Consider the following 21,866-nt stretch of genomic DNA (forward strand, 5'->3'; position numbering starts at 1 on the left):
TAATTGCTATGCAGCTTAGCGGGCAGTTTAGATAGTCGCTGGCCCTGGGTCACGCGTTTGCGTGCAGATAAGGTAAAGTCGGCGTCTTCAGGGAGAGACTTCAGGTAACCATACATGATCGTGCTTGTGCGGCAATCGTTGTTCAGCCTACTGGCCCTGGTGTTTTCAAGCCTGTTTATCGCCGCGCATGCGGACACCTCGCCGATTGGGGTTGCGCTAGATCAGCGGGTCATTGACCTGACCAACACCCTCGACTCGGGCACCGTGCTGCACCTCAAGCAACAACTCGCCGACCTTGAACAACGCAAAGGCGCGCAAGTGGCCGTATTGCTGGTGCCGACCACCGGCGGCAGTGGCATCGAAGACTATGCCAACCAACTGTTTCGCGCCTGGAAGCTGGGGCGCAAGGACGTCAACGACGGCATCCTGCTGGTGGTGGCCAAAGCCGACCGCACAGTGCGCATCGAGGTGGGTTATGGCCTGGAAGGCATCGTTACCGATCTACTGGCCCATCGCATCATTGAAGAACGCCTCACTCCAGCGTTTCGTCAGGGCGATTTTGCCGGTGGCATCCAGCAAGGCGTGAGCGCGCTGGTGGTACTGGTGGACGGCGGCGACCTGCCTCAAGTAGCCGGGCCGGGGATCAACCCGCAATTTTTCGCGATATTGGCGGCGTTTGTCCTGGGGGCGCTCGCCGGTACGTTGATCGCCGCCGGCAAGTTGCACTGGCGCAGAGCCTTGATCATCGCGGTGGCGGCCACGCTGTTGCTGACGCTGCTGGCCGGTGGTCGGGATTGGCCGATGTTCCTGTTTGTAATGCCGCTGATGTTGTTGATTGGCGGCGCGATATTCGGCGCGTTATGGCAGGTACGCACGCTGTTTTACGGTGTGATTGGGTTGTTGGCTTATATCCTCGGACTGGTAGTAGCAAACCAGTATGTGGACGTCAGTTTCATCCATTGGCTGCTGTGGCCCCTGGGCGTCTTGGTGGTGCTGGGGTTGTACCTGGTGCTGGTGCTGCTCATGAGGGAGACATGGCGCACCAGCCGCGCAGGTTTTGCCGTACGACTGCTGGCGGCGGTGGCCGTGTACGGGGTGGCGGGGCAGGTGATGGACGGCGATCGCGACGCCTGGTTGCTGGCATTTCCTATCGCATCGTTTGTTGCGCTGATTGTCTTTGGCAAGGTTGGCGAGGGCTCAGGCTCGGGTGGCGGGTCCAGTTCAAGTTCCAGCAGCTCCAGCTCCAGCAGCGGTTCGTCGGGCGGCGGCGGTTCCAGTGGGGGCGGTGGGGCTTCCGGCAGTTGGTAAACGATTCAGTGTAAGCCCCAATCCAACGGCGGTAGTGGGCTTGCTCGCGATATGACGCGAGCAAGCGGTTCGCAAATGCTCCCCTGCAGGGTTATGCCTGCACCCAGCCGCCTTTGCCATCGGGTTTGATTTCGACGTCGATAGGGTCATGGTTGGCGTTGGCCTGAGAGTCGTCGATAGTTTTTTTGTCCGAGGGCAGGAAGTTGTGATCGGGCCTATAAAGCTGGGCGTTGGCCTGAGAGTCGTCGATAATTTTTTTGTTCGAGGGCAGGGTGGGCTGATCGATCCGGTTGCGGTTGGCGTGCGCCCGATATTCGGAGCCAACGTTTTTCCAGCCGCCCTTGCCATTGGACACTTCGGCATCTTCCCCAGCTGTTTTATCCAGTGGGTTGGTCCTCGATTGGTCAGAATCTATATGGCCTTTTGCAACGGGCGGGTACGCAGGTGTGAAGGGAATGGAACTCTTGATTGAAGACATAGCTGCACCTCTTTGATAGATAGGAAACTGCCCCGTCAGGATCCGATCCTGGCTGGGTTTTCTCAGGCTACAGCGCCAGAAGAAAGCGCTCAAAGAGGTTTATTTCGGGCGGATGTGACAAGGTGAAACCGCGCCGGGTGTGGGTTTTTCGATAGGCGAAATGGCTGTAGGCCCAGTCCGGAAAAGGCTTGGTAATGTCAGGCTGGATGTCAGATAACGCAGGGACGTCCCAAGTTTTAACACGCCGAACTACATTTAATCGTGGCAAGGTTTTTTGGCTGTTTCACAATTGGAAATACTTCTGCAATCACTGGTGCTATACCGTCCTCACCATTTCATGCCACGCCATACCTCCGTGGTCCGATGGCGAAGGTCGCACGTAGGTATAACCCATGCGTTTGTACAACGGCACATGCTGTTCCTTGCACATCAGGTGGATTGTGCGCTTGCCCATTGCTTGCATGCGTTGCACGAACTCAGTCATCAGCCTTTTCGCATAGCCCTTGCCTTGATGGGCCGGGTCGACCACCACCGACATGATCACCACATTCGGCGCCTCGGCGGCATGGCCCACCAACTCCTTGAAGGCCTCGTCCGACATTACCACCTCATGGGCACAGCCAGAGTTGATGAACCCCACCACTGCGCCATCTTCCTCCAGGATCAAAAAGCCTTCGGGATACTGCGCAATACGCGTGGCGATTTTTTCAAGCGTTGCGGCTTCGTCGCCCTCGTAGGCGGTGGTTTCGATTTCAAAGCAGCGTGCGGCGTCGGTGGGCAGGGCGTTGCGCAGGGTGAGGGTGGGCATCGGCGGTTCCAAGGGGTTTCAGTGAAAGGCCACATCATAGAGAAACCTTGCACCTTTGGCACCGCAAGGCCATTCAAACTGTAGGAGCGAGCTTGCTCGCGAAAAACGTCAACGATAACGCGCGCTTCCAGAATGAACGCGGCGCCTGTGAGTTTTTCGCGAGCAAGCTCGCTCCTACACGTTGTGACGGTTAGGGCAGGCGCGGCCAAGCGTCTGTATCAAACCCCACCCACCAACTTGCCCCCGTCCATCCGGCGCTTATACGCACTGTCCCGGCTCGCCAGCCAGAAGTACAACGGCGACGTCACCGCCAGCCCCACCACCCACGACAAGTCCGCGCCGTTGATGTGGTGCGAAATCGGCCCGACGTACAGCGGCGTGTTCATGAACGGAATCTGCACCGCGATCCCCACCGCATAGGCCAGCAGCGCCTGGGGGTTGTACTTGCCGTAGATGCCGCCATCCACGCGGAAGATCGAGGCGATGTCGTATTGGCCTTTGTGAATGGCGTAGAAGTCGATCAGGTTGATCGCCGTCCAGGGCACCAGCACTACGAGCAGTACCAGCACCATGTCGACGAAGTGACCGATGAAGTCTTGGGAGGCAAACACCGCCGCAATCGAACAGGCGGCCAGCACGATGATGGAGATCACCGCACGGCTTTTCGCGGTCGGGATCCAGCGGTAAGCGAAGGTCTGTACCAGGGTGATGATCGACAGCACCGCCCCATACAGGTTGAGGGCGTTATGGCTGATCACGCTGAGCAGGAACAGCACCAGCATCAACGGGCCAATCGCTCCGGTGGCGAGTTTGACGGCGTCCATGGTGTCCATGCCTACCGGCGTGGCGAGCACTGCCACGGCTCCGAAGATGAAGGCCAGGCTCGACCCCAGCGCCGAGCCCAGGTAGGTGGTCCAGAAGGTGGCAGCCACCGGCACGTCGGCTGGCAGGTAGCGTGAGTAGTCCGACACGTAGGGCGCAAACGCGATTTGCCACAGCGCGGCCAGGGAAACCGTGGCCAGCCAACCGGAGATGTTGAAGCTGCCCCGGGTGAGGAAATCCGTGGTCTGCACATGGGTGAAGATGTAGCCAAAGCCCAGCACGATACCCGCGCCCAGCACCCAGGTGCCGATGCGATTGAGTACGTGGATGAATCGATAGCCGATGATGCCGATGATCCCGGAACCGATGGCGCCGATAACGATGCCCACCGGTACAGGCACGGCGTCCACCACACCATGCAGGGATTTACCGGCCAGCACGATGTTGGAGGCGAAGAAGCCGATGTACATCACCCCGGCAATCACCACCACCAGCAATGCGCCGAGGGAGCCGAACTGTGCACGACTCTGGATCATCTGCGGAATGCCCATCTGCGGGCCCTGGGCCGAGTGCAATGCCATCAACACACCGCCGACCAAGTGGCCGACAAGGATGGCGACAATGCCCCACACCAGGTTGAGGTTGAACAGTTGCACACCCAGTGCGCCAGTGACGATCGGCAACGGCGCGATGTTGCCGCCGAACCACAGGGTGAACAAGTCTCTTACCTTTCCATGGCGATCTTCCGGGGGCACGTATCCAATCGTGTGTTTTTCGATAAGCGGGGCGGAGGATGTTGCAGTGGTAACCATGACGAGCTCCAAGGCAAGGTGAGTACGTGGGCGTACTTCGCTGTGCGGCGCGTGGGCGCCGCTTTGTTGTTGGAGTGATCATCTGCAATGGGCGCAGGCAGGTAAATTAGTAAGTTTGTTGCTATAGACCTTAAAAAAAGTATCTCGTGAGGTTTTTTGCTCCGGTATGTTGCAGGCACGTCAATGGCTTGAAAAACCGGTGTTTCTGCGCACTTGTTTGGGGCAAAAAACCACGTTTAGGGAGGTGCCGATGGCAGCTTATAACCTGCGTCAGCTCAGATATTTTGTGACCACGGCCGAATGCGGCAGCGTTGCCGAGGCGTCGCGCAAGCTGTACATCGCCCAGCCGTCGGTGTCCACGGCGATCAAGCAACTGGAAGACAGCTTTGGCGTGCAATTGTTTATCCGCCATCACGCCCAGGGCGTTTCCCTCACGCCCAGCGGCGCGCGCTTTTATCGCAAGGCGTTGGAGCTGTTGCGGGTGGCCCATGAGTTCGAGCAGAACGCCCTGGCCGATAACGATGTGGTGGCCGGGCAGATCGACATCGGCTGTTTTGAAACCGTGGCACCGTTGTACCTGCCACGCTTGATCGCCGGCTTCAAGGCGCGCTGGCCGGGCGTGGAGATCCGCATCCGCGATGGCGAGCAGCAGGAGCTGGTGCAGGCGCTGACGGCGGGCAGTATCGACGTGGCGATGCTGTTTGAGCACGACCTGGGCGGCACCATCGAGACCACGCCGCTGATGCCGCCGCAACAGCCCTATGCGTTGCTGCCGGCCGATCACCGCTTTGCCCAACAGGCCAAGGTGTCCCTGGCCGACCTGGTGCTGGAACCGATGATTTTGCTGGACGTGTTGCCCAGCCGTACCTACTTCGTGAGCATCTTCGAAGAGCGCGGGCTGACGCCGAATATCGTGTTCAGCTCGCCCTCCATCGAAATGGTGCGGGGCATGGTGGGGCGTGGGTTCGGGTTCTCGATCCTGGTGACCAAACCGTTCAGCGAGTACACCTATGATGGGCAGAAAGTGGTGTGCATCCCCTTGGCGGAAACGGTCACGGGGTCGGGGTTGTCGGCCGTCTGGCTACGCCGCGCACCTTTGACCAAACCGGTACAGTTGTTTGTCGACTACTGCCGCGAAGAGCTTGCCCGTTTGCTCGGCTGAATATTGTAGGAGCGAGCTTGCTCGCGAAAAACGTCAACGATAACGCGTGCTTCCTGAATGAACACGGCGTCTGTGAGCTTTTCGCGAGCAAGCTCGCTCCTACAGGGTAATAGAGGACGATGACCGTGTAACGGCGTCTTCAGGTGGTGATAAAGCCTAACAACCGCTGCAACATGGCATCACAGCCATCAAGCTGCTCCAGGCTCACAAACTCATCCGGCTTATGCCCTTGGTCCATGCTCCCTGGCCCACACACCACGGTGGGAATACCCACCGCATCGAACAGCCCGCCCTCGGTACCAAACGCCACGGTGCCGAATTCCTGTGAGCCGCAAAACGCCGCAATCAATTGCGCCGCCTGGCTGCGCTCATCCGTGACCAGCCCTGGGTAGGCTGACAACTCGGTGAACCGAATCGAACTCTGTGTGCTGACCGCCTGCATGTGCGGCAACACCTGCTGCCGCGCGTAGGCCTGCAACTCTTCAGCCACTTCGCCCGGGTCCATGGAGGGCAGGGCGCGCACCTCAAAGTCAAAGCGGCAGTCGGCCGGCACGATATTCAAAGCCTTGCCGCCGTTGATCATGCCGGTCTGTACCGTGCTGAACGGCGGGTCAAAACGTGGGTCCTGACGCGCGCGTAGCCGTTGGCCAATGCGCCCCAGTTCACCGATCAACTCGGCGGCGTGTTCAATCGCATTCACACCCGAGGGCGCATAGGCCGAGTGGCACGCCTGACCCTGAACATCGCAGCGCATCGCCAACTTCCCCTTGTGGCCCAGCACCGGCTTGAGTTCGGTCGGCTCGCCGATGATGCACAACATCGGCTTGACCGGACGCTGTTCCAGAACCGCGAGCAGCGAGCGCACGCCCAGGCAGCCGACTTCCTCATCGTAGGACAGGGCGATGTGCACCGGCAGGCGCAACGGCGCCTTGACCAGCGCCGGCACCAACGCCAGCACGCAGGCGATATACCCCTTCATGTCGGCGGTGCCACGCCCGAACAGCTTGCCGTCGCGCTCGGTCAACGTGAACGGCGGTAGGCTCCAGGGTTGCCCATCCACCGGCACCACGTCGGTATGCCCCGACAGCACGATACCTGGCAGTTCCACCGGGCCGATGCTGGCAAACAGGTTGGCCTTGCTGCGTTGCGCGTTGTAGACCAGCTCGCTGGCGACGCCAAACCCGGCCAGGTAATCGCGCACATACTCGATCAATTGCAGGTTGGACTCGCGGCTGGTGGTGTCGAAGCCCACCAGGGTTTCCAGCAGTTCGCGGCTGCGGCTCATCGGTCGTCTCCGGCCACACCGTAGCCGGGGGAGCGGTCGGGGGCGAGGGCGCGATCGATATAGTCCTGCACCTGTGGGCGGTAGGCGTCCCAGAGTTTTTGCAATTCGCCAATCGGCGCATCGTCGGCCCAATCCACGCGCAAGTTGATGATCGGCCACGTCAACTCGCCCACCACCACCAGCGCGGCGGAGTGCACCGGGCCGGCTTCGCCACCGGCGGCGATGGCGGCATGCATCGCGGCCAGTAGACGGTCTGCGAGCTGGCCTTCGCCCTGTTCGAAAGCCGTGACCATCGCGGTGATCACTTCAGGGGCGGCGAGCATATTGCCCGCCGCCACGCATTGCTCGCCCGAAACCGCGTGATGGGTACCCAGGGTCTGGCTGCCGCTGAAATGCACGCTACGGCCCAGGTGGTCAATCGCCGTCAGTTGCCGGTACTGGCTGTAGCCGTTGCGGGTGAGCGCTTTATCGACGGCGGCGGCGGGAGCCAGGCCCTGTTCCAGTCCGTCGAGGACGTCCGGGCCGAGGGCCGGCAAGGTGATGTTCTGGGTCGACACGGCGCCCACACCGGGCCGCAGCCACGGGCAGCGGGCGCCCACGGCGATGCTCGATGAGCTGATGGCAATGCCCAGTTGGCCGGTCTCTGCACAACGGCCGACGATGGAAAAGGTCATGGCTAGCCTCCTTACTCTGGAATAACCGCGATCACATCAATTTCCATCAGCCACTGCGGCTGGCCCAGGGCCGAAACCACCAGCCCGGTAGAAATCGGGAACACGCCCTTGAGCCACTTGCCGACTTCCTGGTACACCGGCTCGCGGTAGCGTGGGTCGATCAAATAGGTGGTGGTCTTGACGATATGGCTGAGGTCGCTGCCGGCTTCTTCCAGCAGTTGCTTGACGTTCTTCATCGCCTGCTCGGCCTGGGCCCGTGGGTCGCCGAGGCCGACCAGGTTGCCGTCGAAATCAGTGCCCACCTGGCCGCGTACGTACACGGTGTTGCCGGCGCGCACGGCCTGGCATAGGTCGTTGTCCAGGCTCTGGTTGGGATAGGTTTCTTTGGTGTTGAACATGCGAATGCGAGTGTGGGTAGGCATCAAAAAAACTCCTGGGAAAAATGATCAGGCGCTGACAGGGGACTGGCGGGCAACCGGGGCGGCTTCGCGGTACTCAAGGTACTGACGCTGGATGGCGATATGGTCGGCCACGTATTTGGCGTCGTGCCACACGCCCCAGATAAACGATGAGCCACGCCGCGATTGCCACGGCAAACCGAGGAAGTAGATGCCCGCTTCGCTGGAGACACCGCGCTGGTGTTGCGGCTTGCCAGCGGCGTCGAAGGCGTCTACCTGCAACCAGCTGTAGTCCACGGCAAATCCGGTGGCCCAGATGATCGAAGTGATGCCAGCTTCCGCCAGGTCCAGTGTCAGGATCGGCTGCTGGATGCATTCAGCGTCGGGGAACACGCGACGTGCCTCGGGCTCCAGGGGCAGGTCGAGGCCGTTGCGTTCGATATAGGCGTCGGCCGCATCCAGCAAGGCCAGGTAGTTTTCATCACCGCGCGCCAGGTTCTCCACCAGGTTGGGTTGGAACGTTGCCACCGTGCCGTCGAAGGCGTGAGTCAGGCCGACCAGGGTCATGCCTTGCTGGGCCAGCTCGCGAAAGTCGATGGTCTTGCCGCCGTGGGCGCCGCTCACGGCAATGGTGACGTGCTCGCGGCCGGGTTTCATCGCCGCCTGGTCCCACTCGCCCAATACGCCCAACCACCAGCAGAAGTCGCGGTTGCGATAGGCGCGAGGAGGGCGGTCATGGGCGCCGACCGACAGGTACACCTGGCGACCGGAGCGCTGCAATTCATCGGCAATTTGCACCCCGGACGATCCGGCGCCCACCACCAGCACAGCGCCGGCTGGCAGTTGCCCAGGGTTGCGATAGTCGGCGGAATGGATCTGGTGCAGCGCGGTGTCTTTAGGCGCGATAGCGGGAATCACCGGCTTCTGAAAGGGCCCGGTGGCGGCCACCACGCGGTTGGCTTCGATCACGCCTTCGCTGGTGTGCACGGTAAAGCCGGGGCGGCCTAGGTTGCGTACCACTGAGGTGACGTCCACGCCGGTGCGGATCGGCGCGTTGAATTTACGGGCATAGGCTTCGAAGTAATCGGCGACGCGCTCTTTGGGTGCGAAACCATCGGCGGGGACGTCATCGAAGTGCAGGCCGGGGAAGCGGTCATGCCAGGCCGGGCCGTTGGCGACCAACGAGTCCCAGCGCCCGGTGCGCCAGCGCTCGGCAATACGGCTGCGTTCAAGCACCAGGTGCGGCACGCCTTGCTTGCTCAAATGCTCGCTCATGGCCACGCCAGCTTGACCTGCGCCAACCACCAGCGTGTCTATTTTTGTTATCGCTACAGTCATGTCTCTATCCTTGCGTAATGCAGTTGGATTCAGCTCGGGCATGACGTCAAGTTAGGGGGCGGGGGGGCATTAATAAAATATTATTAAGTTGGGAAGTGAGCATAAATATCGGATGCAGAGCGGGCGAATGCCTGCCAGACAGCACATACATGCAATTCCCCACACCTGCCAACCGGCCACACTCTCCCCATCGCTCAATGCTCCGGGGAAACACCCAGCCATGGAATCAACCGCCAATACCAGCCCCGACGAAGTCGTCACCCTGGTCGTCAAGCACCGGGTCAAACCCGGCTTTGAAGTCGAGTACGAAGCCTGGCTGCGCCGCATCGTGCGCATCGCTGGCGAACGCCCTGGGCACCTTGGCGTTGACGTGGTGCGCAGCCAGCAAAACGGCATGGCGCTGTTCACTTGTGTGCTGCGCTATAGCTCCACCAGCGCCCTTGAGCTGTGGCTCGGCTCCCCGCAACGCCAGGCCCTGATCGACGAAGCCGCACCCATGCTGGCGGACGGCGACCAGACGGAAATCGGCGCGGCCAATGAGTTCTGGTTCACGCCCCAGGCCGAGGGCGGTGCCAAGCCGCCGCGCTGGAAGCAGGCGGTGGTCAGCCTGTTTGTGATCCTGCCGCAAACCCTGCTGCTGCCGTTTATCTGGGGGCCGATCCTGCGGTTGCACCCGTTTTTGTCCAATTACGTGGTCTCCACCTTCCTGGTCACCCTGACCATCGTGTTGCTGGTGGTGTACCTGCTGATGCCGGCGGCCACCCGCCTGTTCGCTCCCTGGCTTGAAGCCTCTGTAAAGGAAACCCTATGAACGCCGATCTGATTCTGTTCAATGGCCAGTTCCACACCGTGGACCGGGAAAACCCACGCGCCACCGCCGTGGCCATCCACCAAGGGCGCTTTGTCGCCGTGGGTACCGACGGCGAAGCCATGGCCCTGCGCGGCAGCGCCACCCAGGTCATCGACCTCAAGGGCCGCACCGTGATTCCGGGCCTCAACGACTCGCACTTGCACCTGATTCGTGGCGGGTTGAACTACAACCTTGAACTGCGCTGGGAAGGCGTGCCGTCCCTGGCCGATGCCTTGCGCATGCTCAAAGACCAGGCCGATCGCACACCTACGCCGCAATGGGTACGTGTGGTGGGCGGCTGGAACGAATTCCAGTTCGCTGAAAAGCGCATGCCTACCCTGGAAGAACTCAACCAGGCCGCCCCGGACACCCCGGTGTTCGTCCTGCACTTGTACGACCGCGCCTTGCTCAACCGCGCAGCCCTGCGGGTGGCGGGCTACACCAAGGACACGCCGAACCCGCCGGGCGGTGAGATCGTGCGTGACAGCAACGGCAACCCAACCGGCATGCTGGTGGCGCGGCCTAACGCGATGATCCTGTATGCGACCTTGGCCAAAGGCCCGAAACTGCCTTTGGAATACCAGGTCAACTCCACCCGCCAGTTCATGCGTGAACTCAATCGCCTGGGCCTGACCAGCGCCATCGATGCCGGCGGCGGCTTCCAGAACTACCCCGATGACTACGCGGTGATCGAGCAACTGGCCAAGGATCAACAGTTGACGGTGCGCATCGCCTACAACCTGTTCACCCAGAAGCCCAAGGAAGAGCTCAGCGACTTCAAGAACTGGACCGGCAGCGTCACCCTGCATCAGGGCGATGACTACCTGCGCCATAACGGGGCCGGCGAGATGCTGGTGTTCTCGGCGGCGGACTTTGAAGACTTCCTCGAACCACGCCCGGACCTGCCGCTGACCATGGAGCAGGAGCTGGAGCCGGTGGTGCGCCACCTGGTGGAACAGCGCTGGCCGTTCCGTCTGCACGCCACTTACGACGAGTCCATCTCGCGCATGCTCGACGTGTTCGAGAAGGTCAACCGCGACATCCCGTTCAATGGCTTGCCGTGGTTTTTCGACCACGCCGAAACCATCACCCCGAAAAACATCGAACGCGTGCGTGCCCTCGGTGGCGGTATTGCGATCCAGGATCGCATGGCGTTCCAGGGCGAATACTTCGTCGAGCGCTACGGCGCCAAAGCCGCCGAGGCCACGCCGCCGATCAAGCGCATGCTGGCCGAAGGCGTGCCGGTAGGGGCGGGCACCGATGCCACCCGCGTGTCGAGCTATAACCCCTGGACCTCGCTGTACTGGATGGTCAGCGGCCGTACCGTCGGAGGCCTGGAGCTGCACGCCGAGGGCTTGCCGCGCCTTACCGCGTTGGAGTTGTTCACCCACGGCAGCGCCTGGTTCTCCTCCGAGCAGGGCAAGAAAGGCCAGATCAAGGTCGGTCAACTGGCGGATGTCGCTGCGTTGTCGGCGGACTTTTTCAGTGTCGAGGAAGAAGCCATCAAGTGGATCGAATCGGTGCTGACAGTGGTCGGCGGCAAGGTCGTGTACGGCGCTGGCGACTTCGAAGATTTCGCACCGCCACGGGTACCGGTGCTGCCGGACTGGTCGCCGGTGGTCAAGGTGCCGGGGCACTGGCGCCCGACGTCGCCGATGCAGGCCCAGGTTCACCAGTGCAGCGGCCCCTGTGGCGTGCATGCCCACAGCCATGAAAAAGCGCGCCTTTCCAGCGTGCCGGTCAGCGACTTCCAGGGTTTCTGGGGGGCGTTCGGCTGCTCCTGCTTTGCCTTTTGAAGAACACCCCATCCCCAAAGGAGTTACCCATGACTTACAAGCGCTTGAACAAAGACGATGCTGTTGTTTTGTTGGTTGATCACCAGACCGGCCTGATCTCCCTGGTGCAGGATTTCTCCCCCAACGAGTTCAAGAACAACGTGCTGGCCCTGGCCGACGTGGCGAAGTTCTTCAACCTGCCGACCATCCTGACCACCAGCTTTGAAAGTGGCCCCAACGGCCCATTGGTGCCCGAGCTCAAAGAACTGTTCCCCGACGCGCCGTACATTCCGCGCCCTGGCCAGATCAACGCATGGGACAACGAAGATTTCGTCAAGGCCGTCAAGGCCACCGGCCGCAAGCAGATCATCATTGCCGGTGTGGTGACCGACGTGTGCGTGGCGTTCCCGACCCTGTGTGCCCTTGACGAAGGCTTTGAGGTCTTCGTGGTCACCGACGCTTCCGGCACCTTCAACGAAACCGTGCAACAAGCCGCCTGGGCGCGCATGACCGCAGCCGGTGCGCAACTGGTGAACTGGTTCTCGGTGGCCTGCGAGCTGCAAGTGGACTGGCGCAACGACATGGAAGGCCTGGCCAACCTGCTCTCGCCGCGCATTCCCAACTACCGCAACCTGATGAACAGCTACTCGGCGTTCGCTGCCAAGTAACCTGCTCTGTAAAACACCGCAAAACCCTGTGGGAGCTGGGCTTGCCCGCGATTGCGATGCATCAGTCAACAGTATTGCTGGCTGATACACCGCTATCGCAGGCAAGCCAGCTCCCACATGGGTTTATATTGCCCACAACATCAGCGCCTGGCACAGCTCCCACATTTGATGGTGTTCACATTTTGGTTTGTGGTGTGACCACTGACAGGCTATAAAACAGCCCATCGTCCCCTGAGAAGCGACAATGAACCCCTTCGAAGACATGCGCCTGTTCTGCCAGGTCATGGAATCCGGCAGTTTCACCGCCGCCGCCGAGCAATTGGGCTTGTCCAAGCAATTCGTCAGCCGCCGCCTGATCCAACTGGAAGACCGCCTGGGCGTACGCTTGCTCAACCGCTCCACACGGCGCCTGGACGTCACGCCGCTGGGTCAGAGCTACTACGAGTCGGCCTTGCGCCTGCTCGGTGAGGTGGAACAAGTGGAGCAGGGCATCGCCGGCCAGAACAGCGAGCCGCGAGGCACCATTCGCCTCAGTGCACCCTTGTCGTTCGCCATGGCGCACCTGGGTTGCCTGTTGCCGTTGTTTCTGCGTCAGCATCCGCAGGTCTGCGTTGAAGTTGACCTGAGCGACCGCCCGGTGGACTTGATCGGCGAAGGCTACGACCTGGTGCTGCGTATCGGCACCCTGGAAGACTCCACCCTGATCGCCCGACGCATCGCCGCTATCGAGCGGGTGTATTGCGCTAGCCCCGACTACCTGGCGCTGCGGGGTACGCCGTTGAAACCCGAGGATTTAACCACGCACGACTGCCTGCCCTACGGCCACGGCCGCCAGGTGCAATGGCGCTTCAAAGGCAAGTTGCAAGCCTTGAGCGTCAGTGGGCGCATGCGCGTCAATAACGGTGACCTGCTGCGCGATACCGCGATTGCCGGTCTGGGCGTTACCTATCTACCGACGTTCATTGTCAGCGAGGCCTTGAAGGACGGTCGCTTGGTCAAGGTATTGGAAGACTTCGCCCCAGAGGCCTTAACCCTGTCGGCGGTGTACCCGCAGCACCGGCAAAGTTCACGCCCGGTGCAAGCGCTGGTGGAGTTCCTGCGCGAACGTCTGGCTAGCGGCTGCTGAACAGTTGGCGGATCAGGTTGGGCGTGCTGCCGGTCCACCGCTTGAACGAGCGCCGAAAACTCGCCGCATCGTTGAAGTTGATTTTGTGAGTAATACATAACCCGTGTGGGAGCTGGCTTGCCTGCGATAGCGGTGGTTCAGTTAAACATTCAGTGATTAGCACACCGCCTTCGCGGGCAAGCCGTCAGGCATTCGCGAGGTTGCTTAACTCAAGGCCCGCCACATACCGTTCCAGGTTCGCCAGGAACGTGTCCGCAATTTCCTCCTTGCTGCGGGTTGAAATAGCCGAAGTATGCGGCGACAGCCGTACCCTCGGATGGCTGTACAGCGGATGCCCGTCGGGCAGTGGCTCTGGCTCGGTGACGTCGAGGGACGCCAGGCCGATCTGGCCGTTATCCAACGCGTGCAACAGCGCTTGCTGATCGAGCAGGCCGCCGCGGGCGATATTGATCAGGTGCAACCCCGGCTTGGCGCTGGCCAGTACATTACGGTCGATGATATGCCGCGTTGCTTCGGTCAGGGGGGCCGCCACCACCAGGTGATCGGCGCGGGCAAACAGGTCGTGGATGTCTCTGGCCGCTTCCACGCCATCGAGACCGAACGGCGTTGTGCTTTGACGCAGTGCCACCACCTTGAGCCCCAGTGCCAGGGCCTTTTGCGCCAGGCTTGCGCCAATCGCGCCAAAGCCCAAAAGGCCCAGCGTGGTGCCCTTGAGCGGGCGCAGCGCGGTGAACTGCCACTGTGCATCCTTTACCCAGATATCCGGCAAGTGCTTGGACGCGGCAAAGATCGCCGCCAGGGCGAACTCGGCCAGGTTATCGGCGGCGCTGCCACGGGAAGTGGTCACGGGTGGGCCGTTGAACAGCCACTGGGGGTAGAAGTCGATACCCGACGACACCAGGTGCACCCACTGTGCGCCATAGGGCCAGCCCGGTGGCGGGGTGTCGGGGGCAGTGTAGCCACGCACATTGATCGGGCGCAGCAGCAGGATATTGGCGTGGGGCGGCAGGTCACTGGGCACACCGACCGGCACGCCGATTACCTGGGCTTCGGGGTGCAGTGGCGCAAGGCGCTCCCGGATCACCTGGTTGAAGTCTTCGTCCAGTTGGCTGGCAATAATCACCTGGCTCATGTGCGTTCCTTTTGGCGCTGGTTGAACACAGCTTTGCCGACGCCTTGCAGCACGGCGTCATTTTGCGGAGTGTGGACGCGACTGCACAGCACATCGCGGTAATGCCGTTGCAGTGGGCTGTGCCGTGACAGGCCAGGGTTGCCCGAGGCTTCGATGGCCAGCTCGACCGCACGGATCGCATTGCCGGTCACCAGGTACTTCACTTGTGCGGCATTGGCCGTTGGCGTGTGGCCTGCGGCCGCAGCGTCGAGCAGGCTACGGTTGGCGAACAGCAAAGTGTCGATATGGCCGACGGTCTCCTGAAAACGCGGCAGGGTAGACAGTGCCGCGCCGAGATTCGACGGCTTGCGCGCCTCCAGCCAGCCCACCAGCCAGTCCCGTGCCGCCTGGGCCACGGCGTCGTACACCGAGGACAGCAACACTGACATCCAGAGGAACCCTTCGCCGTCCAGCTCCGCTTGCGGGGCGCTCCAGGGGCTGACGCTGACTGCATGGTCCAGGGGCACCCTTACGTTGTCGAACACCACCTCATGGCTGCAGGTGGCGCGCATGCCCAAGTGGTCCCAGGTGTCGATGATGCTGACGCCGGGGCTGGCCTTGGGCACCAGCCAGGCGCCTACCAGCGGGTCGGCGTCGTCGCTGCGCGCCCACACGCTGAACCAGCTCAGGCCATGGCTGCCGGTGGAGTAGAGCTTGCGCCCACTGATACGCCAGCCGTCGGCGGTGCGCACGGCGGTGGTGGCCGGCAAACCGCCACGGGCTGGGGTGCCCAGGTCGGGTTCGACACGCAGGGCATTGATCAGCGCGCCGTTTTGCACCGCCTCTTGCGCGACCTGCACGCGCAGGTGTGCAGGCCAGCTCTGGTTGTCTTGCAGGCGTGCGTGTTGCAGGTATTGCATCACCAGGATCAATGCCGTGGACGGTTCGCCCTTGGCGATGGCGCTGATGACCTTGCGCGCCTGAGCCAGGCTGGCGCCACCGCCGCCAAGTTTTTTCGGCACGGTCAGTGCGATGAGTTGGTGTTGGTGTAGACGTTTGAAATTGGCGTGTGGGAAGGCGCCGCTTTCGTCATAAAGGGGCGCGGTACTGGCCAGCTCGGCGCTGAGGTGATCAAGCAGGGCGTCGAAATCGACGGCTTCCACAGCCTTGAGAGACGGTTGAGTCATAAGTCTGTACTCGGTCAAAAATGTGGGAGGGTGGCAAGCCCTGACCCCCTGTAGGAGCGAGCTTGCTCGCGAAAAACTCAAAGGCGCCGCGTTTATTCAGGAAGTACGCGTTATCGTTGGCGTTTTTCGCGAGCAAGCTCGCTCCTACAAGGGGTAGTCTTCAGGCCAGGGCGTGTTCGGTGGCTTCGATCACGCTGTAGCGGTTCGCTGGCACTTCCAGGCCGAGGTTGTCCCGTAGGGTGTGGCCGCTGTACTCGGTACGGAACACCCCCCGTTGTTGAAGCACCGGCACCACCCATTCAGTGAAATACTGCAAGCCATCCGGCAGCACCGAATTGATGATGAAACCATCGCTGGCGCCGCTCTCGAACCAGGTCTGGATCGCATCCGCGATCTGCTCCGGGGTACCGACAAAGTCGCGCTGGGGCCGCGAGAAACGCAGGGCCACTTCGCGCAGGGTCAGGCCTTCGTCACGGGCCAGTTGCTTGATACGTTCGGAGCCACCTTTCTGGCTGTTGGCACCCAGGTCGCCCAGTTCAGGGAAGGGCGCATCTAGCGGGTACTGGCTGAAATCATGGTCGTTGAACGGCCGGCCGAGGGCGACGATGGCATCTTCCACAGTGACCAGCGCCACAGCTTGCTGGTAGCGGCTTTCCACTTCGGCGGCATCGCGCCCGACAATCGGGCGGATACCCGGCAGGATCGACAGGCTGTCCGGGTCGCGGCCAAAGCCCTTGGCGCGGCGTTTCAAATCGGCGCTGTAGGCCTTGGCTTCGTCGATAGTTTCCACGTGCACAAAAATCGCATCGGCGTTTTCAGCGGCAAAGTTACGCCCATCCTCCGAAGTGCCCGCCTGGAAAATCACCGGTTGGCCCTGGCGCGAACGCGCGATGTTCAGCGGGCCTTTGACCGAGAAGAATTCGCCCTTGTGGTTAAGCGCATGCAACTTGCCCGGAGTGAAGAATTCGCCGCTGTGTTTGTTATAGGCAAAGGCGTCGTCCTCCCAGGAATCCCACAGGCCCTTGACCACATTCAAATGCTCCTTGGCGATGCGGTAACGCACGGCGTGGGGCGGGTGTTCGGCCTTGCCGAAATTATCGGCGGTGCCGCTCAGCCACGAGGTGACCACATTCCAGCCGGCGCGGCCGCCGCTGATATGGTCCAGGGAGGCGAACTGGCGTGCTACCTGGTAAGGCTCGGTGTAGCTGACGGTCACGGTGGCGACCAGGCCGATGTGAGTGGTCAGCGCGGCCAGGGCCGAGAGGATCGTCAGCGGCTCGAAACGGTTGAGGTAATGAGGGCTGGACTTGGGGTGGATATGCAGGCTGTCGGCGATGAACACGAAGTCGAATCGGGCGGCTTCGGCCAGTGCGGTCTGCTGCTTGTAGAAGCCGAAATTCGTGCTGGCGTCGGGTTGTGCCTGCGGGTGGCGCCATTCGCCCCAGCCGTGGCCGACACCGTGCACCATGGCACCGAGTTTCAATTGACGTGGCTTGCTCATGTTCTGCTCCTTAGCGCGAGGCTTGTTCGAGGGGGATACGCTTGGCGTTGAAGCTGGAATCGAAGCCCTGGGAGACGTCGATGTGTTGGCTCAGCAGGCCTTCTTTTACATAGGTGTCGGCGGTGGCTTGCAGGCCGTGGATCACCGTATCGTCAATCCTCACGGGGGACAGGTGAGTGTCTTTAGCCACTTCGATATGCACGGCCAACGGCAGGCCAGTGATCTTGGCTTGGGCAGCGGCGTATTGCTCGGGATGGGTATTGGCCCAGGCGTAGGCGCGATCAACGCGGGCGACGAAGTCGTCCAGTTGCACACGCTTGTCGGCAATGGCCTGGCTGGTGGCGGCGAAGTACAGGTGATTGCTCAACAGGTTCTTGCCGCTGACCAGCACTCGGGCGTTGCTCTGTGAGGTGACCACGGTGGTGTAGGGGTCCCACGTCGCCCAGGCATCGGCGGTGCCGTTGTCGAGTACCAGCCGGGATTCGGCGGGCAGCAGGAAGATGAACTGCACATCGTGGGTGGTCAGTCCGGCATCGTTCAGGGCCTTGATCGCCAGGTAGTGCCCGATGGAGCCGCGCCCTGTGACGATTTTCTTGCCCCTGAGGTCGGCCGCGGTCTTGATCGGTGAATCCTTGGGCACCAGCAGCGCCGTGGTGTTACGGCCTTCGGCATGGATGATGCTGATCACCTTGATCGACGCACCGGCGCCGAGGGCGAACACATAAGGGGCATCGCCCAGGGCGCCGACATCCACGGCACCGGCATTCAGGGCTTCGCCCAGGGGCGAGGCCGAGGGGAATTCCGACCACTTGATCTCGTAGGGCACGTTCTGGCTTTCGCCCGAGGCTTCCAACAGCGCTTTGATCGTGGATTTCTGGTTGGCCACGCGCAGCGGTTGCAGGTCGCCAGCCTGCACGGTGGAAAGCAGGCCGAGGGCCAAGGCGGCGCCCCACAGCAGGCGTTTGAATGGGAAGGCATACAGCATGGGAAAACTCCAGGCGTTGGGTAAAGGGAGGTACCTCCGCCTGGAGAAGGGGTCGGTTGGGCAAAAAGGTGCAGCGGTGAATCAGATCACGTAGAAGCCATGGGTGCCGTCGCGGGCCAGTTGTTCCACGAGGCCGAACTCCCAATCCAGGTAAGCCTGCATGGCTTCCCGTGGGTTGTCGGTGCCTTCGTAAGGGCGGCGGTAGCGGTCGATACGCGGGGAAGCCAGGTGGCTTTCGCCTGATTCAAGGGGCAGTTGCGCATGGATCCAGCCGGCCGTGCCGTCCTGCAGCAAAAAGACCGGCTTGCCGGTGAGAGCCTCGACTTCCGGCACCGCCAGGCGCGCCAGTTGGCTGCTGCCGCAGGTCAATACATAGCGCTGGGCGCTCGGTACCTTGGCCAGGGCCTGGGGCAGTTGCGCGCGCAGTACCCACCAGGCGCCGGGGATATGACGTTTCACGTAGTTGGCGCTGGCCGTGAAGTCCAGCACCAGGGTGTCGCCATGGCCGAGCCAGTCGGCAAGGGTGTGGGGGCTGATCAGTTCGGCCTGGGGCGGCGGCGGCACTGGCGCGACCCATGCGCCGCGTTCGCTGAAGTGCGTGGCTTGCAGGTCGTCCAGCACCGAGACCTGCCAGCCCAATTGGGCCAGCCATGACGCGGACATATTGGCGCGCACGCCGTCGTCGTCCACCAGTACCAGGCGCGCACCGCGCACACTGGCAACGTGGTCGGTTTCCTGCACCAGTTGCCCGCCCGGGGTGGCGCGGGCGCCCGGCAGGTGGCCAGCTTCGAATTCTTCTACGGTGCGCACATCGAACAGGTAAGTGGTGCGGGTCACGTCCTGTTGCCAGCGCTGCAGATCATTGAACGTTGCACGTTTTACCCCGGCTTTGTCGGCCACGCGACGGGCCTCTTGAGCGGCGAGCTGGCGATGGTTTTCCGAGGTCGGTGCAAAGCGGCGCGCCTGGCCATGGGCGAGGGTTTGCCCGGCCAAGGTCCAGCCGATGGTGCCGTTGCGCAGGGCCGCCACCGGGTTGGGGAGGCCGGCGTTGATCAACGACTGGGTGCCGATAATGCTGCGGGTGCGCCCAGCGCAATTGACGATGATGCGCGTGGCTGGGTCGGGCGCCAGCTCACGGGCGCGCAACACCAACTCGGCCCCCGGAACGCTGATGCTGGTGGGGATGCTCATGGTCTGGTATTCGTCGAAACGGCGCGCATCGAGCACCACCACATCGGCCTGGCTGTCGAGCAGGGCCTGGACCTCTTCGGCGGCCAGGGACGGTGTGTGACGTTGGTTCTCCACCAGTTCGCCAAACGCCTTGCTTGGTACATTGACGTCGATAAACAGCTCGCCACCGGCCCGGCGCCAACCGTCCAGCCCACCCTCCAGCAGGCTGACCTGGGTATAGCCCAGTGCAACGAGGCGTTCGGCGGCGCGGTGGGCCAGCCCTTCGCCGTTGTCGTACAGGGTGACCTGGGTATCACGGCGTGGAATGCGCGCGTACACCTCCAGTTCCAGCTTGGACAAGGGGATATTCGCGGCGAACAGGGGGTGGGCCTCGGCAAAGGGGGCCTCCTCACGCACGTCGATCAGGGCGACTTCTTCGCGTGCCAACAGGGCCTGGCGAATCTGCGCAAAGCTGCGGGTCGATAGGGTGGTCATAGGGCAGGGCTCTTTTCTTTGGACAGGTCCCAGATGTTCGGGAGATAGGCGTTGGAATAACCGGAGATAAACAGTTTCTCGCTGCCGTCGGGTTGATACACCGCCCGGCGCACCGCACCGATATTGGCGCCGTATACATGGATGCTGATGGACACCTGGTCGCTGTGGGCATTGCTGACCTGATGGATATCGCCGACCTTGGGCGACACCGCCTCGACCTGGCCCGGCAGCAATTGCACGGGTTCGCCTTGCGCTACCAGGCTGCCGCCCGGCGCCCGGGCAAACCCCTGGGAAACCTCCGCGCCACGCAACATGCCGATCAGCCCCCACACCCTGTGGTCATGAATCGGCGTGCGTTGCCCTGGCCCCCACACAAAGCTGACCACGCTGAACCGCTGGCGCGAATCGGCATGCAGCAAGAATTGCTGGTAGCGCTCGGGGTCGGGCTGGGTGAACTCGTCGGGCAGCCAATCATCGTGGCTGACCAGTTGCGCCAGCAACTTACCGCCACGGTGCAGCAGGTCGCCTTCACGCGGGTTGCCGTCGATCAATTCCGCCAGGGCGCCTATGAAGGCTCTGAGTCTCTCGGGGTGTCGGGCCTGGGTCATGACCATTCCATCGGGCTGTTGATGTGCTTTTATCTAAGCATAATGTTTATTTTTAATATGCTATTTTTTAATGATTAGCTTATAGCTGAAGGTAATTTAGAACCGGTTTGTATAGTGTTAGACGTTATTGATCACTGGGTGGGCTATCCAGACCTGTGTGCGGCCACTATGCTTCACGCACATCTTAATGACTGATCTGTATGTGCGGCCCAAATGAAAATTGACGATATCGATGCCTTTGTCGAAGTGATTCGTTGCCAGTCCATCAGCCATGCCGCCGCGTCGTTGCAGCTGACTCAGCCAGCCATCACCCGCCGCGTGCAGAACTTCGAGCAGGCACTGGGAGTGGAGCTGTTCGACCGTAACACCAAGCCGCTCAAGCCGACGTTGATCGGTACCCGGGTCTATGAACAGTGCCGGTTGATTCTGCGCGAGATGGATGCCCTGCGCGAACTGGTGGCCACTGACGCACCGCCCACCGGCGTGCTGCGCCTGGGCGTACCGCAGACCATCGGCGATGTGGTGCTGCTGGACGCACTCAAGCACCTGCGCAGTGAATACGCCGACTTGCGCGCCCAGGTTGCCACCGGCTGGGGCAGCCAATTGGTCGGCAAGATCGAACGCGGCGAACTGGATGCGGCGGTGGCGTTGTTCCCCGCAGGCAAGATCTTCCCGGACAACCTGGTCGGTGAGTCCATCGGCAAGATGGAGTTGGTGGTGGTTTGTGCCAAGGCGCAGTTGCCGAAGAAACCGTGCAAACTGGCGGACGTGTACCAGAGCGGTTGGATCCTCAACCCGGACGGTTGCGGGTTCCGTGCGGGGTTGCAGCGCACCTTGTCTGACCAGGGCCTGGCGCTACGGGTAAACCTGGAAACCTTCGGCACTGAACTGCAACTGGGCCTGGTGGCCGACGGCCTCGGCCTTGGCCTGGTGCCACGTCCGTTGCTGGAGCGCAGTGCTCATCGCGAGCAGCTGGCGGCGATGCCCCTCAAGGACTTCAAGCCGGTGATGGATTTGTGGCTGATCTATCCGCATTTTCTCGGCAACCTGCAAGGGCCGGTGGATGCGTTTGGTCAATGGGTGGCAGACGCTTTGCACAAGATCCGCAGCGCTGCCTGACGCCCTGCCAGCTGACGCCTATCTACCTGACACCCCGCGAACCAAATGTGGGGCTGGCTTGCCTGCGATGGCGGCCTCCCAGCCGACGCCTATCCACCTGACACCCCACAGTCCAAATGTGGGAGCTGGCTTGCCTGCGATGACGGCCTGACAGTCAACACAGTTGGAACGTGTACATATCCATTC

General features: G+C 61.8%; 20 protein-coding genes and 1 pseudogene. 7 read left to right on the forward strand and 14 right to left on the reverse strand.

The genetic code is table 11. The features are described from left to right. Positions 1–114 precede the first annotated feature (114 nt). A complete protein-coding gene (locus tag ODQ19_RS26480; RefSeq protein ID WP_330211657.1) occupies positions 115–1,308 on the forward strand; it encodes a TPM domain-containing protein in 1,194 nt (397 codons plus the stop codon). Positions 1,309–1,399: 91 nt separating this feature from the next. On the opposite strand, the gene ODQ19_RS26485 is transcribed toward ODQ19_RS26480, so the two are convergent. From ODQ19_RS26485 to ODQ19_RS26495, 3 genes are all read right to left on the reverse strand, one after another. Then, positions 1,400–1,786, reverse strand: coding sequence for a hypothetical protein (locus ODQ19_RS26485; protein ID WP_330211658.1), 387 nt, complete (start codon positions 1,784–1,786; stop codon positions 1,400–1,402). Between the two features lie 316 nt (positions 1,787–2,102). Then, positions 2,103–2,594, reverse strand: a complete 492-nt coding sequence (locus tag ODQ19_RS26490) for a GNAT family N-acetyltransferase (RefSeq protein WP_330211659.1) — start codon at positions 2,592–2,594, stop codon at positions 2,103–2,105. A 218-nt stretch (positions 2,595–2,812) separates the two neighbouring features. Continuing rightward, positions 2,813–4,228 (reverse strand): purine-cytosine permease family protein, encoded by a 1,416-nt coding sequence (locus ODQ19_RS26495; RefSeq protein ID WP_330211660.1) that lies wholly within the window; start codon positions 4,226–4,228, stop codon positions 2,813–2,815. 250 nt (positions 4,229–4,478) lie between these two features. Here ODQ19_RS26495 and ODQ19_RS26500 point away from each other — a divergent pair, with 250 nt between their 5' ends. Then, positions 4,479–5,390, forward strand: coding sequence for a LysR substrate-binding domain-containing protein (locus ODQ19_RS26500; protein WP_003190675.1), 912 nt, complete (start codon positions 4,479–4,481; stop codon positions 5,388–5,390). Between the two features lie 139 nt (positions 5,391–5,529). Here ODQ19_RS26500 and argE read toward each other — a convergent pair whose 3' ends face one another. From argE to ODQ19_RS26520, 4 genes are read right to left on the reverse strand one after another with little or no spacing between them, the layout of a single operon-like run. Then, the gene (gene argE / locus ODQ19_RS26505) at positions 5,530–6,675 is read right to left on the reverse strand and encodes an acetylornithine deacetylase (RefSeq protein ID WP_330211661.1); all 1,146 of its coding nucleotides are present in this window, start codon (positions 6,673–6,675) and stop codon (positions 5,530–5,532) included. Next, positions 6,672–7,349 (reverse strand): DUF1028 domain-containing protein, encoded by a 678-nt coding sequence (locus tag ODQ19_RS26510; protein WP_120248281.1) that lies wholly within the window; start codon positions 7,347–7,349, stop codon positions 6,672–6,674. Before ODQ19_RS26510 ends, argE begins: the two co-directional genes overlap by 4 nt. Positions 7,350–7,360: 11 nt before the next feature. After that, entirely contained in the window at positions 7,361–7,771 is a 411-nt protein-coding gene (locus tag ODQ19_RS26515; protein WP_014718154.1) for a RidA family protein, read from the reverse strand. 24 nt (positions 7,772–7,795) lie between these two features. Continuing rightward, positions 7,796–9,127 (reverse strand): flavin-containing monooxygenase, encoded by a 1,332-nt coding sequence (locus ODQ19_RS26520; protein WP_330211662.1) that lies wholly within the window; start codon positions 9,125–9,127, stop codon positions 7,796–7,798. Positions 9,128–9,305: 178 nt separating this feature from the next. Between ODQ19_RS26520 and ODQ19_RS26525 the strand changes: the two genes are divergently transcribed. From ODQ19_RS26525 to ODQ19_RS26540, 4 genes are all read left to right on the forward strand, one after another. Next, a complete protein-coding gene (locus ODQ19_RS26525) occupies positions 9,306–9,896 on the forward strand; it encodes an antibiotic biosynthesis monooxygenase (protein WP_116667899.1) in 591 nt (196 codons plus the stop codon). Then, the gene (locus tag ODQ19_RS26530) at positions 9,893–11,731 is read left to right on the forward strand and encodes an amidohydrolase (protein WP_116667898.1); all 1,839 of its coding nucleotides are present in this window, start codon (positions 9,893–9,895) and stop codon (positions 11,729–11,731) included. The genes ODQ19_RS26525 and ODQ19_RS26530 overlap by 4 nt, the downstream gene beginning before the upstream one ends. 29 nt (positions 11,732–11,760) lie before the next feature. Further along, the gene (gene ycaC, locus ODQ19_RS26535; protein WP_003191905.1) at positions 11,761–12,378 is read left to right on the forward strand and encodes an isochorismate family cysteine hydrolase YcaC; all 618 of its coding nucleotides are present in this window, start codon (positions 11,761–11,763) and stop codon (positions 12,376–12,378) included. Positions 12,379–12,622: 244 nt separating this feature from the next. After that, positions 12,623–13,504, forward strand: a complete 882-nt coding sequence (locus ODQ19_RS26540) for a LysR family transcriptional regulator (protein WP_003191903.1) — start codon at positions 12,623–12,625, stop codon at positions 13,502–13,504. On the opposite strand, the pseudogene ODQ19_RS26545 reads toward ODQ19_RS26540, so the two are convergent. The 7 genes and pseudogenes from ODQ19_RS26545 to ODQ19_RS26575 all read right to left on the reverse strand — a co-directional run. Then, positions 13,491–13,586: pseudogene (locus tag ODQ19_RS26545) on the reverse strand (helix-turn-helix domain-containing protein); the annotation flags it as partial. The gene ODQ19_RS26540 and the pseudogene ODQ19_RS26545 sit on opposite strands and share 14 nt — an antisense overlap. Positions 13,587–13,688: 102 nt before the next feature. Next, positions 13,689–14,636 (reverse strand): D-isomer specific 2-hydroxyacid dehydrogenase family protein, encoded by a 948-nt coding sequence (locus ODQ19_RS26550; RefSeq protein ID WP_330211663.1) that lies wholly within the window; start codon positions 14,634–14,636, stop codon positions 13,689–13,691. Then, positions 14,633–15,802 (reverse strand): acyl-CoA dehydrogenase family protein, encoded by a 1,170-nt coding sequence (locus ODQ19_RS26555; protein ID WP_330211664.1) that lies wholly within the window; start codon positions 15,800–15,802, stop codon positions 14,633–14,635. The genes ODQ19_RS26550 and ODQ19_RS26555 overlap by 4 nt, the downstream gene beginning before the upstream one ends. A gap of 160 nt (positions 15,803–15,962) precedes the next feature. After that, the gene (locus ODQ19_RS26560; RefSeq protein WP_330211665.1) at positions 15,963–17,303 is read right to left on the reverse strand and encodes an LLM class flavin-dependent oxidoreductase; all 1,341 of its coding nucleotides are present in this window, start codon (positions 17,301–17,303) and stop codon (positions 15,963–15,965) included. A gap of 10 nt (positions 17,304–17,313) precedes the next feature. Beyond that, on the reverse strand, positions 17,314–18,288 hold the full coding sequence (locus ODQ19_RS26565) for an ABC transporter substrate-binding protein (protein ID WP_330211666.1): 975 nt from the start codon (positions 18,286–18,288) through the stop codon (positions 17,314–17,316). Between the two features lie 81 nt (positions 18,289–18,369). Beyond that, positions 18,370–19,953, reverse strand: coding sequence for a rhodanese-related sulfurtransferase (locus ODQ19_RS26570; RefSeq protein ID WP_330211667.1), 1,584 nt, complete (start codon positions 19,951–19,953; stop codon positions 18,370–18,372). Continuing rightward, positions 19,950–20,561 carry a cysteine dioxygenase gene (locus ODQ19_RS26575; protein ID WP_330211668.1) on the reverse strand — a complete coding sequence of 204 codons (612 nt, stop codon included), beginning with the start codon at positions 20,559–20,561 and terminating at the stop codon, positions 19,950–19,952. The genes ODQ19_RS26570 and ODQ19_RS26575 overlap by 4 nt, the downstream gene beginning before the upstream one ends. A gap of 213 nt (positions 20,562–20,774) precedes the next feature. On the opposite strand from ODQ19_RS26575, the gene ODQ19_RS26580 reads away from it, so the two are divergent. Next, positions 20,775–21,680, forward strand: coding sequence for a LysR family transcriptional regulator (locus tag ODQ19_RS26580; protein WP_003191880.1), 906 nt, complete (start codon positions 20,775–20,777; stop codon positions 21,678–21,680). Positions 21,681–21,866: the final 186 nt, after the last annotated feature.

The sequence above is a fragment of the Pseudomonas sp. AM4(2022) genome (assembly GCF_036346515.1).
In the GTDB taxonomy this organism is placed as follows: domain Bacteria; phylum Pseudomonadota; class Gammaproteobacteria; order Pseudomonadales; family Pseudomonadaceae; genus Aquipseudomonas; species Aquipseudomonas paracarnis.

Excerpts from the sequence above, each read along its gene's own strand:
- ODQ19_RS26540 (WP_003191903.1), top strand. The coding sequence starts at position 12,623 with ATGAACCCCTTCGAAGACATGCGCCTGTTCTGCCAGGTCATGGAATCC.
- ODQ19_RS26500 (WP_003190675.1), top strand. The coding sequence starts at position 4,479 with ATGGCAGCTTATAACCTGCGTCAGCTCAGATATTTTGTGACCACGGCC.
- ODQ19_RS26520 (WP_330211662.1), bottom strand. The coding sequence starts at position 9,127 with ATGCCCGAGCTGAATCCAACTGCATTACGCAAGGATAGAGACATGACT.
- argE (WP_330211661.1), bottom strand. The coding sequence starts at position 6,675 with ATGAGCCGCAGCCGCGAACTGCTGGAAACCCTGGTGGGCTTCGACACC.
- ODQ19_RS26580 (WP_003191880.1), top strand. The coding sequence starts at position 20,775 with ATGAAAATTGACGATATCGATGCCTTTGTCGAAGTGATTCGTTGCCAG.
- ODQ19_RS26530 (WP_116667898.1), top strand. The coding sequence starts at position 9,893 with ATGAACGCCGATCTGATTCTGTTCAATGGCCAGTTCCACACCGTGGAC.
- ODQ19_RS26495 (WP_330211660.1), bottom strand. The coding sequence starts at position 4,228 with ATGGTTACCACTGCAACATCCTCCGCCCCGCTTATCGAAAAACACACG.
- ODQ19_RS26480 (WP_330211657.1), top strand. The coding sequence starts at position 115 with ATGATCGTGCTTGTGCGGCAATCGTTGTTCAGCCTACTGGCCCTGGTG.
- ODQ19_RS26490 (WP_330211659.1), bottom strand. The coding sequence starts at position 2,594 with ATGCCCACCCTCACCCTGCGCAACGCCCTGCCCACCGACGCCGCACGC.
- ODQ19_RS26550 (WP_330211663.1), bottom strand. The coding sequence starts at position 14,636 with ATGAGCCAGGTGATTATTGCCAGCCAACTGGACGAAGACTTCAACCAG.
- ODQ19_RS26570 (WP_330211667.1), bottom strand. The coding sequence starts at position 19,953 with ATGACCACCCTATCGACCCGCAGCTTTGCGCAGATTCGCCAGGCCCTG.
- ODQ19_RS26555 (WP_330211664.1), bottom strand. The coding sequence starts at position 15,802 with ATGACTCAACCGTCTCTCAAGGCTGTGGAAGCCGTCGATTTCGACGCC.
- ycaC (WP_003191905.1), top strand. The coding sequence starts at position 11,761 with ATGACTTACAAGCGCTTGAACAAAGACGATGCTGTTGTTTTGTTGGTT.
- ODQ19_RS26485 (WP_330211658.1), bottom strand. The coding sequence starts at position 1,786 with ATGTCTTCAATCAAGAGTTCCATTCCCTTCACACCTGCGTACCCGCCC.
- ODQ19_RS26510 (WP_120248281.1), bottom strand. The coding sequence starts at position 7,349 with ATGACCTTTTCCATCGTCGGCCGTTGTGCAGAGACCGGCCAACTGGGC.
- ODQ19_RS26515 (WP_014718154.1), bottom strand. The coding sequence starts at position 7,771 with ATGCCTACCCACACTCGCATTCGCATGTTCAACACCAAAGAAACCTAT.
- ODQ19_RS26575 (WP_330211668.1), bottom strand. The coding sequence starts at position 20,561 with ATGACCCAGGCCCGACACCCCGAGAGACTCAGAGCCTTCATAGGCGCC.
- ODQ19_RS26525 (WP_116667899.1), top strand. The coding sequence starts at position 9,306 with ATGGAATCAACCGCCAATACCAGCCCCGACGAAGTCGTCACCCTGGTC.
- ODQ19_RS26565 (WP_330211666.1), bottom strand. The coding sequence starts at position 18,288 with ATGCTGTATGCCTTCCCATTCAAACGCCTGCTGTGGGGCGCCGCCTTG.
- ODQ19_RS26560 (WP_330211665.1), bottom strand. The coding sequence starts at position 17,303 with ATGAGCAAGCCACGTCAATTGAAACTCGGTGCCATGGTGCACGGTGTC.